Below are 14,451 nucleotides of genomic sequence, written 5' to 3' on the forward strand. Positions count from 1 at the left end.
TTGCACCACCAGAAACTGGCCACTATTGAGGACGTCGCGGCGATTGCCGGCGTGTCGATTGCTACGGTCAGCCGGGCGATCAACGAGCCGACCAAGGTCGCCGATGAAACACGTCGGCGCGTCACCCAGGCCATAGCGCAGACCGGTTACACGACCAATGCGATGGCGCGTTCGCTGCGCATGCGCCGCTCCAATATGATTCTCATTCTGGCGCCGGATGTGGGCGACCCGAACTTCTCCAACATCCTTGTCGGGCTTGAAACCGAAGCCAGCAAACGCGGCTATGGCGTGCTGATCGGTAATACGCAGAACGATGCGACGCGCGAGACCGACTATCTGCGCTTCATCAGTTCCAACCAGGCCGATGGGCTGATCCTGTTCACTGGCCACCTGCCCTTTGGCTATGGCAGCGAAGGCGGCGAGTCCCGTCTGCCGCCCATGGTGGCGGTCAACGAGCCGGTCTCCAATAGCGACGTGCCGTTTGTCGGCGTCGACAATTTCGAGGGCGCGCGTGTTGCCACCGAGCACCTGATCTCGCAGGGCCACCGCCGCATCGCCTTTATCGGCCATTCGACCAGCAAGGCCGTCAATATCCTGCGCGAAAAGGGCTATCGCGCCGCGCTCGACGGCCACGGCATGCCGGTCGATCCGCGCCTCATTCTCGATGGCGACGGCACCACCGAAAGCGGCCGCGCCGCTGCCGAGCATATGTTCGTGCGCGACGTGCTGCCGACCGCCTTCTTCTGCGTCAACGACGCCACCGCGCTTGGCGTCATCATCGCCCTCACCGCCCGTCGCTACGACCTGCCGCGCGAGTTTTCGGTGATGGGCTTTGACGATATCTCCTTCGCCAGCTTCGTCAGCCCCTCGCTCACCACCATGAAGCAGCCTCGCCTCAAAATCGGCGAAGAGGCCATGGACCTGCTCCTGGCATTGCTGGAAGGAAAACCGCCCAAGCAAAACGAAGTCCTGCTGCGGGCGGAGCTGATCGTGCGCAATTCGGTGGGCCGATCAGGCCGGGATTAGAGGCCGGCTGTCTGCTTCGATCTCTCAGTCGTCCACCCTCCCCCTTGAGGGGAGGGAAGCGAGATAGGAGTTAGCTTGCTAACTCCGTGATCGAGCAGGAAGGGGGTATCGCCCCGAGAGTGCGGTGCCAGCCGCACCCCCACCCTTGATCCCTCTCCACAAGGGGGAGCGTGTCGACTTCGAGCACAGGTTAGACCTCATGGTGAGGTGCGAGCCCTTCGCGAGCCTCGAACCACGAGGTCGGGCACTGAACTGCGCTTAATACCCCTTCTTCGCCAACCAAGCCTTCATCCAAGCGATCTCGCCCTCCTGCGCCGCGATCACCTCTTCGGCGAGCTTCTTGACCTCCGGGTCGCTGCCATATTCCAGCAGGATCCGCGCCATGGCCACCGCGCCCTCGTGATGGGGGATCATGCCCCGCAGAAAATCCACGTCGGCGTCGCCGGTATAGTCCACCGCCATATCCGCATGCATTGCTGCATTGGCTTCTTCATAGGCTGCCGTCGCGCCATCAGCAGCGGGTGCGGCCATGCCGTGACCAGAATGGTCCTGCGCCAGAACGGGCGCAGACAGAGCAAGTGCAAAGACGGCGGCGAGCAATAGGGTTTTCATGGACGAACTCCTGATGGATTTGCCCCACCCTGCCGGCCTCCCCTATGGGAAGGTCAAGCGCGTTGACGGTGTTTGGTGCAGATTGTTACTTGGGCCCATGCTTTATCGGACGCCCGATCTCGACCTGCCGCATATGGCTCAGTGATCGCCGCATCAAATTCTTTCCGAGGACGAGACGTGACTAACAAGACTGTCAAAGCGGGCGATATCACCATCAACTACACCGAGCTTGGCGACGGCCCGCCGCTCCTACTGCTGCACGGCGGCCTCGCCACGGCCGAGACGAGTTGGGACAGTCGCTACCCCCAGCTCACCGAGCATTTTCACGTCTATGCGCCCGACACGCGCGGGCACGGCCTCACCGACAATCCGAGCGGTCGGCTCGGCTATGACCAGTTCGCCGACGACGCCGTGGCGTTCTGCCGGGCGCTTGGCATCGAGCAGCCGCTGATTGTCGGCTATAGCGATGGCGGTCAGGCTTGCATCGAACTCGGCCTGCGCCATCCCGGCTTTGCCCGCGCCATGGCGGTGGGCGGCACGATCAGCTATCTCAGCCAGAAATACGAGGACGATATGCGGTCCTTCGGTTTTACCGCGCCCGGCGAGGCCGACCACGACAAGATCCGCAGCGGCTGGGGCGACTTTTTCGACACTATCGAGCTCACCCATCGCGGCGACGGCGCACCGGGCTATCTGCACCGCCTGCTGGCCCAGGTTTCAACGCTGTGGCTGACGGTGCCGCACTACACTGTCGAACAGCTGCAGAGCATCCCCACACCAACGCTGATCATCAACGGCGACCGAGACCACATGGCGGGTCTCGATCAGGCGCAGCGGCTCTACGAAAACATCCCCAACAGCGAACTCGCCATCGTCCCCAACGCCACCCACGGCGCGGTCGATCTCGACCTGTTCTGGGTCTTGGTGCTGGACTTTTTGAAGCGCCAGGTGGCTGGAAGGCCCCCCACCTAACCTCCCCTGAAAAGGGGAGGAACAGATCACGCTTGAGGCACCATCCGTTCACAACCACGGAGAGAATTCCTCCCACTATCAGGGGGAGGTTAGGTGGGGGTATCCCCTTACTCATAAGCTGGTGGGTTGTATCCCTACCCCCCAAGCCGCTCCAAAATCTCATCCACCTTGGCCATAGACGCATTGGCGCCGTCTTCCATGCCCCAATCCATCACATCCTGCCGCTGCTGCAGGCTTTCGAGCTTGCTGACCGAGCGATAGAACGTCTTGCCGTCGCGCTGCTCGAATGTGTGTTCCTCGTAAAAGCGGTCGTCCTCGGGATACATGCCCTCCACCACAAAGGTGTTGCGGATCAGCGTCTTGGGCTGCACCTCGAGATAGGTGCCGAAGAACACCACTTCCTCGCCGTCCTCCATCGTCGAGACGATCCGCCACTTGCCACCCTTGCGCACGTCATACTCGACGATCCTGTTGTCCTCGCGCGGCCCCCACCAATAGGCGACGTGTTCGGCCTGTGTCCAAACCGTCCACACCAGATCGAGCGGCGCATCGAATGTGCGCGTCATGATGATCAGCGGTTCGTCGGCGGGCAGTTCGGTCTTGAACAGGTTTTGCGGCATAGAAACTCTCCTCAGTTCTTGCTGTCGTTTTCGGGGGTCTGGATTTTGGTGAGATAGGCGTCGAGCTGATCAAGGTTTTGCTCCCAGAAGGCCCGATAGGTATCGAGCAGCGCCGCGACGTCGCGCATCGGCCCCGCTTCAAGCTTGCAGGGCCGCCATTGCGCCTGCTTGCCGCGACTGATCAGCCCGGCATTTTCCAGCACTTTGATGTGCTTGCTGACCGCGGCCAGCGTCATGTCGAAGGGCTCGGCCAGTTCATTGACGCTCGCCTGTCCCGTCGCCAGCCGGGCCAAAATGGCGCGGCGGGTCGGGTCGGCCAGAGCGGCCAGCGTCGTGCTCAAAGCGTCGGCCATATTATTCAACCATTTTGTATATTACTAATAAGTTGAATATTGAAATCGCGCCGCCTTGTCAACGTCCTTGCCCTGAGGCAAGGAAGGCCGATGAAAACCATTCTCATCGTGGGCATCGGCACCGGCAATCCCGAGCACCTGACCGTGCAGGCCATCAACGCGCTCAACCGCGCCGATGTGCTGTTCATCCCCGACAAGGGCGCGGCCAAGTCCGATCTGGCCGACCTGCGCCGCGAGATTGTGGCGCGCTACGTTACCAATCCGGCCAGCGTCACGGTCGACTACGCTGTGCCCAAGCGCGATGCCGCCAACCCCGATTACGGCGCCGGCGTCGATGACTGGCATGCGGCATTGGCGGAGATTTTCGCCGGTCTTTTGGAAAAAGTCCCCGAAAACGGCGCCGCCGCCTTCCTCGTCTGGGGCGATCCCGGCCTTTACGACTCCACCATCCGCATCATCGACCGCCTGCGCGACCGTTTCGCCGTCGAAATCATCCCCGGCATCACTTCAATCCAGGCCCTCACCGCCGCCCATGGCATAGCGCTCAACCGCATCGGCGAGCCCGTCCACATCACCACCGGCCGCCGCCTCGGCGTAGTGGCCGACGACACCATCGTCATGCTGGACGGCCAGACGGCGTTCATGGACGCCGATCCGGAGCTGGAGATTTTCTGGGGCGCGTATCTGGGCACGCCGGATGAAATCCGCATCTCGGGCCGGTTGGGCGATGTGCGCGACCAAATCGTCGAAACCCGCAAGGCCGCCCGCGAACGGCACGGCTGGATCATGGATACGTACCTGCTGCGCAAGCGGGATTAACACCTGGAACCATCAGTCGCCCGATCTCCCCTGAGTGTACAAAGTGTTCCAATCATCCAGGTCGCTTCCCTCGGGCTTGACCCGAGTTTTGGCAATAGTCCGATGTAAGCTTTGCCCCCCACAGCCCCTTCTCCCAACAACGGAGAAGGAAGAAACGTGACCCAGCCTTTTCCATCCGCTAAAACCCGTCCATGCCCCTCGCCCTCGCCATCGCAACCCACCGTCGCGGCGCTTGTCCGTCGCTCGATAGCCCGATGCAGACCGGTGACGGTTTTCTGGCGCGCCTGCGCATTGCTGGGGGCCGAATTACCCCGCCGCAGCTTGCCGCCATTGCCCGCCTCGCCGCCCAGCATGGCAATGGCCTCATCGAGATCACCAACCGAGGCAATCTGCAGGTCCGTGGCCTGACGCCCGCATCGTCTGCACCCTTCGCCCGCGCCGTCCAAGCCCTCGTCACAATCGAGCGCGGCCTGGTTGTCGAAACGCCGCCGCTCGCCGGTGACGATCCCACCGAAATCGCCGATCCGCGCCCCCTCGCCGCCTCCATCCGCGCCGCGTCAATCCTATTGGCGAACCGACTCGGCCCCAAGGTCACCGTCGTCGTTGACGGCAATGGGCGGCTGAACCTTTCACGGCTCAAGGCCGACATTCGCCTGACCGCCATCGGCTCGGACCAATGGGCGTGCTCCGTTGGCGCACGCAGCGACCGCATCCTGCGCACCGAAGCGCTGATGATCACCCTGCGTATCCTGCGGCAGATCGCCGATCTGGGCCCCGAAGCGCGCGCCACGGACCTTGCCGGGCCCGACACCAATGCGCGGCGCAGCAAAGCCACCTCGCCCATCGGGGCCCTCACCCTACGCACCACCACGGCCACCGGTATTGCCCTGCCCTTTGGCAGCAGCGATCATGCGGCTCTCGTCGCGCTGGCCGATGCCGCCACACGTCACGGCGTGACCGAACTCCGCCTCGCCCCACATCACGCCCTGCTGGCCATCGGGGCTTCGGCCGCCTTCCTCGCCGACGCAGCCGCTCTGGGCTTCATCACCTCGCCCGATGATCCCCGCACCCGCATCAGCGCCTGCATCGGCAGCGACGGCTGCGCCTCGGGCGAAATCCCGGCCCGCGCCGATGCGGCCCGTCTGGCGTCCTATCTGCCTGAAAACCGAACCCTTCACGTTTCCGGTTGCACCAAGGGCTGTGCCCATCCGCGCCCGGCCGATATCACGCTCGTTGGGCAAGCTGGCCTCTATGGTCTTGTCATCGGCGGCCGGGCGGGCGATACGCCACAGGCGCTGCTGCGCGCGGACCAGCTCGGCGCCGCGCTTGCCGGCGGCCAGGGATAAGCATGACGCAATACGACTACATCAAGGATGGCGACGCGATCTACGCCAAGTCCTTCGCCATCATCCGCGCCGAGGCCAACCTCGCCCGGTTCTCAGCTGACGAGGCCGAACTCGCCATCCGCATGATCCACGCTGCCGGCTCGGTGGAAGCGGCCGAACACTTTGAATATGGCCCCGGTTTCGTCACCGCCGCCCGCACGGCGCTCGCCGCTGGCGCGCCAATTTTCTGCGATGCCGAAATGGTCGCCCGTGGCGTCACCGCCGCGCGCCTTCCTGCCAATAATGAGGTCATCTGCACCCTACGCGACCCGGCGACCCCAGCGCTGGCCGCCGAACTCGGCAATACACGTTCCGCCGCCGCGCTGCGCCTATGGCTGCCGCGTCTTGCCGGATCAGTCGTCGCCATCGGTAATGCACCGACGGCCCTGTTTTTCCTGCTCGAACTGCTGCGCGACGGCGCGCCCAAGCCCGCCGCCATCATCGGCATGCCGGTCGGCTTTGTCGGCGCCGCTGAATCCAAGGATGCGCTGGCCGAAAACTCCTATGGCGTGCCCTATGCCATCGTGCGCGGGCGCCTCGGCGGTTCAGCCATGACGGCAGCGGCGCTCAATGCACTCGCGAGGCCCGGCATATGAGTGGCAAACTGATAGGCGTCGGCACCGGCCCCGGCGATCCGGAACTGCTGACAATCAAGGCCGTGCGCGCCATCGAGCGGGCCGACGTGGTTGCCTATTTCGCCAAGCAGGGCAATTCCAGCAATGCCCGCCGCATCGTCGCCGATCTGATCACCACCCAGATCGAAGAACGGCTCGGCTATCCGGTCACCACCGAAATCCATCGCCACCACGACGACTACAAGTCCGCCACCAGCGACTTTTACGCCGAAGCCGCCGCCCGCGTTGCCGCCCATCTTGATGCCGGCCGCACAGTGGCTGTGCTCAGCGAGGGCGATCCGTTGTTTTACGGCAGCTACATGCATCTCCATGTCCGCCTCGCCACGCGCTACGACACCGAGGTCATCCCCGGCATCACCGCCATGTCCGGCTGCTGGTCGCAGGCAGGCCTGCCGCTGGTGCAGGGCGACGATATCCTGTCGGTCCTTCCCGGCACGCTTGATGAAGACGCGCTCACGGCCCGCCTCGACAATACCGATGGCGCCGTCATCATGAAGGTCGGCCGCAACCTGCCCAAGATCCGCCGCGCCATCGCCGCCGCCGGACGCCTCGACAGCGCCGTCTATGTCGAACGCGGTACCATGGAAAACGGCTTCTCCATCGCCCTGGCCGACAAGCCAGACGACGTCGCACCCTATTTCGCGCTGGTCCTCGTCCCCGGCTGGAGCACACGGCCATGAATTTGTGCGTTCAATCTCAGCACTCTCGCCACCCACGATCGCTTCCCTCGGGCTTGACCCGAGGGCCACTCCCAACACGGCAGGCGCGGCGAATGACCCTCGGGTCAAGCCCGAGGGCAGCACGGTGGGTGTGGCGTGCAAACGCTCAACTCACCGGGAGTATGGCGCCATGACCGGCAAGCTCATCGTCGTCGGCACGGGCCCCGGCAATCCAAACCAGACCACGCCCGAAGCGCAGGCCGCTATAGAAGCCAGCCACGTGTTTTTCGGCTACGGGCCTTATCTCGATCGCCTTGCCCTGCGTCCCGACCAACGCCGCGTCGCCTCCGATAACCGCGAAGAACTGGCCCGCGCCAAGGATGCGCTGCACACCGCCGCCTCCGGCGAAAAGGTCTGCGTCGTCTCCGGCGGCGATCCGGGCGTTTTCGCCATGGCCGCAGCCATCCTTGAAGCGCTCGAAGCCGGTCCGCCCGCCTGGCGCGCTGTCGATCTGGTCATCGTGCCCGGCGTTACCGCCATGCTGGCCGTTGCGGCCCGCGCCGGTGCGCCACTCGGTCACGATTTCTGCGCCATCTCGCTGTCGGATAATCTCAAGCCCTGGACGGTCATCGAAGCCCGCCTGCGCGCCGTCGCCACGGCCGGCCTCGTCATCGCGCTCTATAATCCCATCAGCAAGGCCCGCCCCTGGCAGCTCGGCACCGCCTTTGCGATCCTCCGCGAAGTGCTGCCATGGTCGACACCGGTCATCTTCGGCCGCGCCGCTGGCCGCCCCGATGAAGCCATCACAATCATGACCCTTGGCGATGCCGATCCGGCCCGCGCCGATATGGCAACCTGCGTCATCATCGGCTCGCCCGAAACCCGCATCATCGAGCGCGAGGGCCTGCCCACGCTGGTCTATTCGCCCCGCTCGACGGGCGGCCCGTCATGACCTGGCTGACCATTGTTGGCATCGGCGAAGAGGGCCTCCCCGGCATTGGTGACGCCGCCGAGGCAGCCATTGCCGAGGCCGAATTCGTCTTCGGCGGCGCGCGCCATCTCGAACTCGCAGCATCCGCAATCATCGGCGAACCACGCCCTTGGCTGTCCCCCTTCTCGGACTCCGTCGCCGCCATTATCGCCCTGCGTGGCCGCAAGGTCTGCGTGCTGGCCTCGGGCGATCCGTTCCACTACGGCGTCGGCGCCACCCTCAGCCGCCACATCGACGCCAGCCAGATGGTGGTCCACCCCCATCCATCCTCCTTCAGCCTCGCCGCCGCCCGCCTCGGCTGGCCGCTGCAGGATGTGCAGACCCTGTCGCTGCATGGCCGCCCGCTCGATCTGATCCGTCCGCACCTCCACCCCGGCGCACGCATTCTCGCGCTGACCTCGGATGAGCACGGCCCCGCCCAGCTGGCCAAACTGCTCACCGATGCCGGTTTCGGCATCTCCATCATCGCCGTGCTCGAAGCCCTCGGCGGCCCGTCCGAAACCGTGCGCTCGCACGTCGCCATGAGCTTTGCCCTCACCGACATCGATCCGCTCAACATCTGCGCCATCAGCGTCGTCGCCCTGCCCGGCGCGCGCATCCTGCCGCTGACACCCGGCCTCGAAGACGCCCTTTACGAACACGACGGCCAGATCACCAAGCGCGACGTCCGCGCGCTGACCCTCTCCGCCCTCGCCCCAAGGCGTGGCGAAACGCTGTGGGATATCGGCGCCGGTTCTGGCTCGATTGCCATCGAATGGATGCTGGCCGATCCCAGCCTGCGCGCCGTGGCCGTCGAAATGCACCCCGACCGCGCCGCCCGCATCGCCCGCAATGCCATGACTTTCGGCGTACCCGATCTCAAGATCATCACCGGCACCGCCCCCGAAGCGCTATCGGGCCTCGACGCCCCCCATGCCGTGTTCATCGGCGGCGGTGGGTCCGATCCCGGCCTGCTGGACGCCGCCGTCTCGGCCCTCCGCCCCGGCGGTCGGCTCGTCGCCAATGCGGTGACCCTCGAATTTGAAGCGGCGCTCCTCGCCAAACACGCTGAGATCGGCGGCACTCTCACCCGCATCGCCGTCTCCCGCGCCGACGCAGTGGGCACCATGACCGCCTGGCGCCCCGCCATGCCGATCACGCAATGGGTTTGGAGCAAGGCATGACGGCAGCGCTCTTTCTCACCTCTCCCTTCGGGGGAGAGGTCTGCGCGCAGCGACGGGTGAGGGGGCCTTCCCCACGCCCCTCCCCCCGTAAAGCCCCCCTCACCCGACCCAAAAGGGTCGACCTCTCCCCCAAAGGGAGAGGTGAAGAAGCATCCGGGTACTCGCAATGACCATCCATTTCATCGGCGCCGGGCCCGGCGCGGCGGATTTGATCACCGTGCGCGGCATGAAGCTGCTGGGCGCCTGCCCCGTCTGCCTCTATGCCGGGTCCATCGTGCCGCCCGAAATGCTGGCCTGGTGCGCGCCCGGCACGCGCCTCGTCGACACCGCGCCATTGTCGCTCGACGAAATCGAAGTTGAATATGTCCGCGCCCACGCTGCGAGTCAGGATGTCGCCCGCCTCCACTCCGGCGACCTCTCCGTCTGGAGTGCCGTCGCCGAACAGATGCGGCGGCTCGATCGGCTCGACATCCCCTATACGCTGACGCCCGGCGTGCCCGCATTTGCCGCAGCCGCCGCAGCATTGGGCCGCGAGCTGACCATCCCCGCCCAGGCACAAAGCCTTGTGCTGACCCGCGTCTCCGGCCGCGCCTCGCCCATGCCCGAGGGTGAAAACCTTGCCGCTTTCGGCGCGACAGGCGCGACTCTCGCCATCCATCTGGCCATCCATGCGCTGGATCGGGTGGTCGCCGAACTCACGCCGCTCTATGGCGCCGATTGCCCCGTCGCCATCGTCTTTCACGCCTCCTGGCCCGACCAGAAGATCGTGCGTGGCACCCTCGCTGACATCGCAGCAAAATTCGCCGCCGATCCGGTCGAACGCACCGCGATCATCTTCGTCGGCAAAGGCCTGGGCGCGGAGGACTTCCGCGAGAGTTCGCTCTACGATCCGGACTATCAGCGCCGCTTCCGCGACCGCACCTAGCGCTTAATGGGATGCTGGTCCGATCAGGCGCGAGCGGATGGCATTGGAGATATTGTCGAACAGGAACACAACCAACAGCACCAGCAGCACCATATAGGCGACCTTGTCCCAGTCCGAATTGGTGCCCATGGCTTCGAGCAGCTTGAGCCCGATCCCCCCTGCCCCGACCGCGCCGATAACGGTGGCCGAGCGGGTGTTGCTCTCCCAGAAGTAGAGCGATTGCGACACGAACACCGGCAGCACCTGGGGCACCACGCCATAGCGGTTGACCGAGGCGGGGCTGGCGCCGACCGACTGCATGCCTTCGCGCTGCTTGTCGTCGACGTTCTCCAGCGCCTCCGCATAGACCTTGCCCAGCGCGCCGGTGTCGGTGAAGAAAATCGCCGCAATGCCGGGGATCGGGCCGGGGCCAAAGCCGCGTGTGAAGAACAGCGCCCAGATCAGCATATCGACCGAGCGGAGGAAGTCGAAGAACCGCTTCATCACGATATTGGCGGGACGGTTCTGGGTGATGTTACGGGCGGCAATGAAAGCCAGCGGGAAGGCAAACAGCGTTGCCAGCAGCGTTCCGACAAAGGCCATCACCAGCGTCTGCATCAGCTTGGTCAGGATATCGCCATGCTGCCAGGCCTGATTGCCAAGCCATTCCTTGAGCACGAGCTGACCATTGGTCATCGCCGGATCGACGCGATCACCCGAGAAGATCAGACCGATGGTCGAGAACAAGTCATTGCCCCAGAGTTTGGATTTGGGGTCGTAGAGGAAGTTGGCCCAGCCAAAGAAGCGGCGCTGCACGGCAACCTGATTGTTGCGGATTTCCGCCTGCCCGGCAAAGCCGAAGTCAACCAGCACCTTCTGGCGGTCCTGCACGATATTGGCGGGCACATCGGCTGGCGCAAACGCGCCGTCGGCGGTGATCGTCACCGGATAGCCCACGCCATCGACGAAGACATTAACCTCGGTGGTGGTGATGTCGAGGCGGTCGTCGTCATTGCCGAATTTTGCGGTCATGCTGCCGTCGGCGTGTGGCGTCAGCCAGTCGATGGTGGCGTCCTTGGCATATTGGCCACGGCTCGACCATTGCGGCACCACCGCGTCGCCATCAAAGCGCAGGCGCGGCTGGGCGCGCCAGGAATACCAATCCTGCACATAGATCGACGCACGGTCCCATTTGCCGTTCTGCAGGGCCGGACCGACATTGAAGAAGAACCAGCAGAAAATCAGGTACAGCACGGCGGCGGCGATGCCGAGCGGCAGGCCATAGCGCTTGAAGAAGTGCTGCTTGAAAACTTCGGGAAACTTCTTTTCGAGCCGAGCGCGCTCGGCGACGCTGAACGCGGTCATTAGACGCTTCCCTTGGCGATATTGAAGCCCTGATTGCCGACGAGGCGTCGGCGCAGCCAGCTGGAAAACTGGTCGATGGCGATGATGGTGATCAGCAGCAGGATGATGATGGCATAGGTCTGCGCGGCGTAGTCGCGGCCAATCGACAGGCGGAACACCTCGCCGATACCACCGCCGCCAACCGCACCGATAATGGTCGAGGCGCGGACGTTGATCTCAAGCCGCAGCAGCGTGTAGCTGACGAAATTGGGCATGACCTGGGGCACGATGGCGTAGCGGACGCGGTCGAGCCACGACGCGCCGACCGATTTCAGCCCCTCATCGGGCTTCATGTCGGCGTTTTCGACGACCTCGAAGAACAGCTTGCCCAGCGCACCGATGGTGTGGATCGACACCGCCGCGATGGCGGCGATGGGGCCGATAGAGAGCACGGCCGTCAACAGGCCTGCCACCACGATTTCGGGGAAGGCGCGCAGCACTTCCATGATGCGTCGCACGAACCACCGCACGGCCCCCGCGCCGACCAGATTGGTGGCTGCGAAAAAGCACAGGCAGAAGGCCAGCGTGCCGCCAATGATCGTCGAGACGATGGCGATATTGACCGTGACGATCAGCTGATAAACGAAGTTGGGAATATAGAGGCTGTCGGTCAGATAGACCCGGCTCGAGGTGTAGTCATATTTGGCTGAGCCATCGAAATAGGGTGACTCGAGGCCAAACATGGCGCGGAAGATCTCAAAGGGATCGCGCGGCACGAAATTCTTGATGAAGTCGAACATATAGGGCAGCCGGTCGAAGAACTTCCCGGAATTTGCGGCATTGGCATAGTTCATCGCCATCACCAGCGCGACCAGCACACCCAGCCCGATCAGCAGGCTGTAAATCCGCCGCGTCATCACCTGGCTGCGATAGTGGCGCAGCAAGCTCTCATTGGCGGGCGAAAGCCCGTTGGGGCTATTGGCGATGTCGGCCATGGGCGGGGTCTTTCCTTCGTCGACAGCTGAAGTGGCAGTCGGCACCCTCCCCCTTGAGGGGAGGGTCAGGGAGGGGGTGACTGGCCCCCATATCGGGGCTCTCGCACCCCCTCCCAACCTCCCCCATCAAGGGGGAGGTGCCGTGCCGTGGATGCGGGACGTCTTAGCCGCCGATAACCGACTTACGAGCGTCGATGATGGTCTGGTAGAGTGGCTGACCGGCGTCGACGAAGTTGGTGTAACCACCGGCGGTGAAGGCGTCGAAGCACTCGAAGTCAGCTTCTGGCAGGCCCTTGAAGAAGGCGGTGACCTTGGCCTTGAGATCGGCTGGCAGCTTGTTGGAGACCATCAGCGGACCGTTCGGGATGATTGGCGACTGCCAGACTTCAACCAGATCGTCCATGTCGAGCAGGCCCTTGTCGACCATGATGCGCAGGTTGCCGGAGGTGTAGCCTTCCGACCATTCGCCCTGGCCCGAACCGAAGGTGGTGCCAACATCCCAGGTGCCGTCGAGAACGCCGAGAACGAGGTTTTCGTGACCGCCGCCGAAGCCGGTTTCGCCATAGAATTCAGCGATTGGCGCGCCGATGTCGCCTGGCAGGGCAACGTTGGGGATCAGGAATCCGGAGGTCGAATCTGGATCGGCAAAGCCGAGCTTCTTGCCCTTGGTCGAGGCCAGATCGGTGATGCCGGAATCCTTACGGGCGACCATGATCGTGTGGTAGCCGGTCGAACCGTCAGCCTGCTGGGTGGTCAGCACAGGATCAACGGCTTCTGGGTCGGCAATGTAGATCTTGGCATAGGACGACGCGCCCATGATGGCGATGTCGATGGTGCCGCCGAGCAGGCCCTGGATGATGCCGTTATAGTCTGGCGATGGGAAGAACTGGACTTCGGAAACGCCGGTTGCGGCCTTCAGTGGCTCGGCAACGCATTCCGAACGACGCAGCTGGTCGGCTTCGTTTTCGCCGCCATCAAGGCCGATGCGCAGAACGGAAACGTCCTGGGCGAAGGCTGCGGTGGACATGGAGAGGGCCACGGAGGCCAGCAGGATCTTGCGGATCGCGGTCATGGAGTTTTCCTTTGGTGACGCGGGTTTGTCGGCGAGCCCATGGCGGGCCGCGGAACTTCGTTTAAGAGGCCGAACTGGTGTCGGCGGTCTTGATGGCGAGGGGCGCGAGCGAGGTGGACGTCATCGCCTCGGAAAAGGCTTCCTTGAGCCCGTCTGCGCCATAAAGGGTGCGGGCCACATCGGTGGTCAGCTCGTCCGGCGTGCCGTCGAACACAACCTTGCCGGCCGCCATGCCGATAATGCGCTCGCAATAGGCGCGCGCCGTATCGAGGGTGTGCAGGTTGGTGATGACGGTGATGCCTTCGGCATTGATGTCGCGCAGGCTGTCCATCACGATCTGCGCATTGCGCGGGTCGAGCGAGGCGATCGGCTCATCGGCCAGGATCATTTTGGGGTTCTGCATCAGCGCCCGGGCAATCGCCACACGCTGCTGCTGGCCACCTGACAGGGTCTGCGCCCACTGCATCGAGGTCTGGGCGATGTCGAGGCGCTCCAGCGCCTTGAGCGCTGCGAGCTGTTCGTCGGGAGAAAACATCTGCATCAGGTTCAGCACCGGATTGCGACCGTTCAGCCGACCCAGCATCACATTGGTGATCACATCCAGGCGCGGCACCAGATTGAACTGCTGGAAAATCATGGCACAGTCGCGCTGCCAGTTGCGCAGGTGCTGGCCGCGCAGTTCGGAGACCTTGACCCCGTCATATTCGATATAGCCAGACGATACGTCGTTGAGCCGGTTGATCATGCGCAGCAGCGTCGATTTGCCGGCGCCCGATCGGCCGATGATACCGACCATCTGGCCTTGCGGGATTTCGAGGTTCACGTCGCTGACGGCAAGCTTGTCGCCGAAGCGTCGCGAAACATTGGAAATCTTGAGCATTGAGCGCCCCTGCCCGTTGAA

16 protein-coding genes are annotated in these 14,451 nt (G+C 63.9%); 9 read left to right on the forward strand and 7 right to left on the reverse strand.

Features of this window, described 5'->3' with window-relative positions:
- Nucleotides 1–1,026, forward strand: coding sequence for a LacI family DNA-binding transcriptional regulator (locus ABIE28_RS11885; protein WP_354063172.1), 1,026 nt, complete (start codon nt 1–3; stop codon nt 1,024–1,026).
- A 258-nt stretch (nt 1,027–1,284) separates the two neighbouring features.
- On the opposite strand, the gene copM is transcribed toward ABIE28_RS11885, so the two are convergent.
- Nucleotides 1,285–1,638 (reverse strand): CopM family metallochaperone, encoded by a 354-nt coding sequence (gene copM, locus ABIE28_RS11890; protein ID WP_354063174.1) that lies wholly within the window; start codon nt 1,636–1,638, stop codon nt 1,285–1,287.
- A gap of 177 nt (nt 1,639–1,815) precedes the next feature.
- On the opposite strand from copM, the gene ABIE28_RS11895 reads away from it, so the two are divergent.
- Nucleotides 1,816–2,610: an alpha/beta fold hydrolase gene (locus ABIE28_RS11895; RefSeq protein WP_354063176.1), complete on the forward strand. Its 795-nt coding sequence runs from the start codon at nt 1,816–1,818 to the stop codon at nt 2,608–2,610.
- 134 nt (nt 2,611–2,744) lie between these two features.
- Here ABIE28_RS11895 and ABIE28_RS11900 read toward each other — a convergent pair whose 3' ends face one another.
- Entirely contained in the window at nt 2,745–3,230 is a 486-nt protein-coding gene (locus ABIE28_RS11900) for an SRPBCC domain-containing protein (RefSeq protein WP_354063178.1), read from the reverse strand.
- Between the two features lie 11 nt (nt 3,231–3,241).
- The gene (locus tag ABIE28_RS11905; protein WP_354063180.1) at nt 3,242–3,583 is read right to left on the reverse strand and encodes an ArsR/SmtB family transcription factor; all 342 of its coding nucleotides are present in this window, start codon (nt 3,581–3,583) and stop codon (nt 3,242–3,244) included.
- Nucleotides 3,584–3,673: 90 nt separating this feature from the next.
- Here ABIE28_RS11905 and cobF point away from each other — a divergent pair, with 90 nt between their 5' ends.
- From cobF to cobM, 7 genes are all read left to right on the forward strand, one after another.
- Nucleotides 3,674–4,402: a precorrin-6A synthase (deacetylating) gene (cobF, locus tag ABIE28_RS11910; RefSeq protein WP_354063182.1), complete on the forward strand. Its 729-nt coding sequence runs from the start codon at nt 3,674–3,676 to the stop codon at nt 4,400–4,402.
- 191 nt (nt 4,403–4,593) lie between these two features.
- On the forward strand, nt 4,594–5,748 hold the full coding sequence (cobG, locus tag ABIE28_RS11915) for a precorrin-3B synthase (RefSeq protein WP_354063184.1): 1,155 nt from the start codon (nt 4,594–4,596) through the stop codon (nt 5,746–5,748).
- A gap of 2 nt (nt 5,749–5,750) precedes the next feature.
- A complete protein-coding gene (locus tag ABIE28_RS11920) occupies nt 5,751–6,383 on the forward strand; it encodes a precorrin-8X methylmutase (protein ID WP_354063186.1) in 633 nt (210 codons plus the stop codon).
- The gene (locus tag ABIE28_RS11925) at nt 6,380–7,102 is read left to right on the forward strand and encodes a precorrin-2 C(20)-methyltransferase (protein ID WP_354063188.1); all 723 of its coding nucleotides are present in this window, start codon (nt 6,380–6,382) and stop codon (nt 7,100–7,102) included. The genes ABIE28_RS11920 and ABIE28_RS11925 overlap by 4 nt, the downstream gene beginning before the upstream one ends.
- Before the next feature lie 169 nt (nt 7,103–7,271).
- Complete coding sequence (locus ABIE28_RS11930; protein ID WP_354063190.1) at nt 7,272–8,033, forward strand: precorrin-3B C(17)-methyltransferase; 762 nt, start codon at nt 7,272–7,274, stop codon at nt 8,031–8,033.
- Complete coding sequence (cbiE, locus tag ABIE28_RS11935; protein ID WP_354063192.1) at nt 8,030–9,235, forward strand: precorrin-6y C5,15-methyltransferase (decarboxylating) subunit CbiE; 1,206 nt, start codon at nt 8,030–8,032, stop codon at nt 9,233–9,235. The genes ABIE28_RS11930 and cbiE overlap by 4 nt, the downstream gene beginning before the upstream one ends.
- 166 nt (nt 9,236–9,401) lie before the next feature.
- Nucleotides 9,402–10,160 carry a precorrin-4 C(11)-methyltransferase gene (cobM, locus tag ABIE28_RS11940; RefSeq protein WP_354063194.1) on the forward strand — a complete coding sequence of 253 codons (759 nt, stop codon included), beginning with the start codon at nt 9,402–9,404 and terminating at the stop codon, nt 10,158–10,160.
- 3 nt (nt 10,161–10,163) lie between these two features.
- On the opposite strand, the gene phnE (ABIE28_RS11945) is transcribed toward cobM, so the two are convergent.
- The 4 genes from phnE (ABIE28_RS11945) to phnC all read right to left on the reverse strand — a co-directional run bounded on the left by phnE (ABIE28_RS11945) (nt 10,164) and on the right by phnC (nt 14,430).
- Nucleotides 10,164–11,504, reverse strand: a complete 1,341-nt coding sequence (phnE, locus tag ABIE28_RS11945; RefSeq protein WP_354063196.1) for a phosphonate ABC transporter, permease protein PhnE — start codon at nt 11,502–11,504, stop codon at nt 10,164–10,166.
- Nucleotides 11,504–12,478, reverse strand: coding sequence for a phosphonate ABC transporter, permease protein PhnE (gene phnE, locus ABIE28_RS11950; RefSeq protein ID WP_354063198.1), 975 nt, complete (start codon nt 12,476–12,478; stop codon nt 11,504–11,506). The genes phnE (ABIE28_RS11945) and phnE (ABIE28_RS11950) overlap by 1 nt, the downstream gene beginning before the upstream one ends.
- A gap of 163 nt (nt 12,479–12,641) precedes the next feature.
- Complete coding sequence (gene phnD / locus ABIE28_RS11955) at nt 12,642–13,550, reverse strand: phosphonate ABC transporter substrate-binding protein (RefSeq protein WP_354063200.1); 909 nt, start codon at nt 13,548–13,550, stop codon at nt 12,642–12,644.
- Nucleotides 13,551–13,611: 61 nt separating this feature from the next.
- Nucleotides 13,612–14,430, reverse strand: coding sequence for a phosphonate ABC transporter ATP-binding protein (phnC, locus tag ABIE28_RS11960; RefSeq protein ID WP_354063202.1), 819 nt, complete (start codon nt 14,428–14,430; stop codon nt 13,612–13,614).
- Nucleotides 14,431–14,451 lie beyond the last annotated feature (21 nt).

Source organism: Devosia sp. 2618 (assembly GCF_040546815.1).
Taxonomy (GTDB): domain Bacteria; phylum Pseudomonadota; class Alphaproteobacteria; order Rhizobiales; family Devosiaceae; genus Devosia.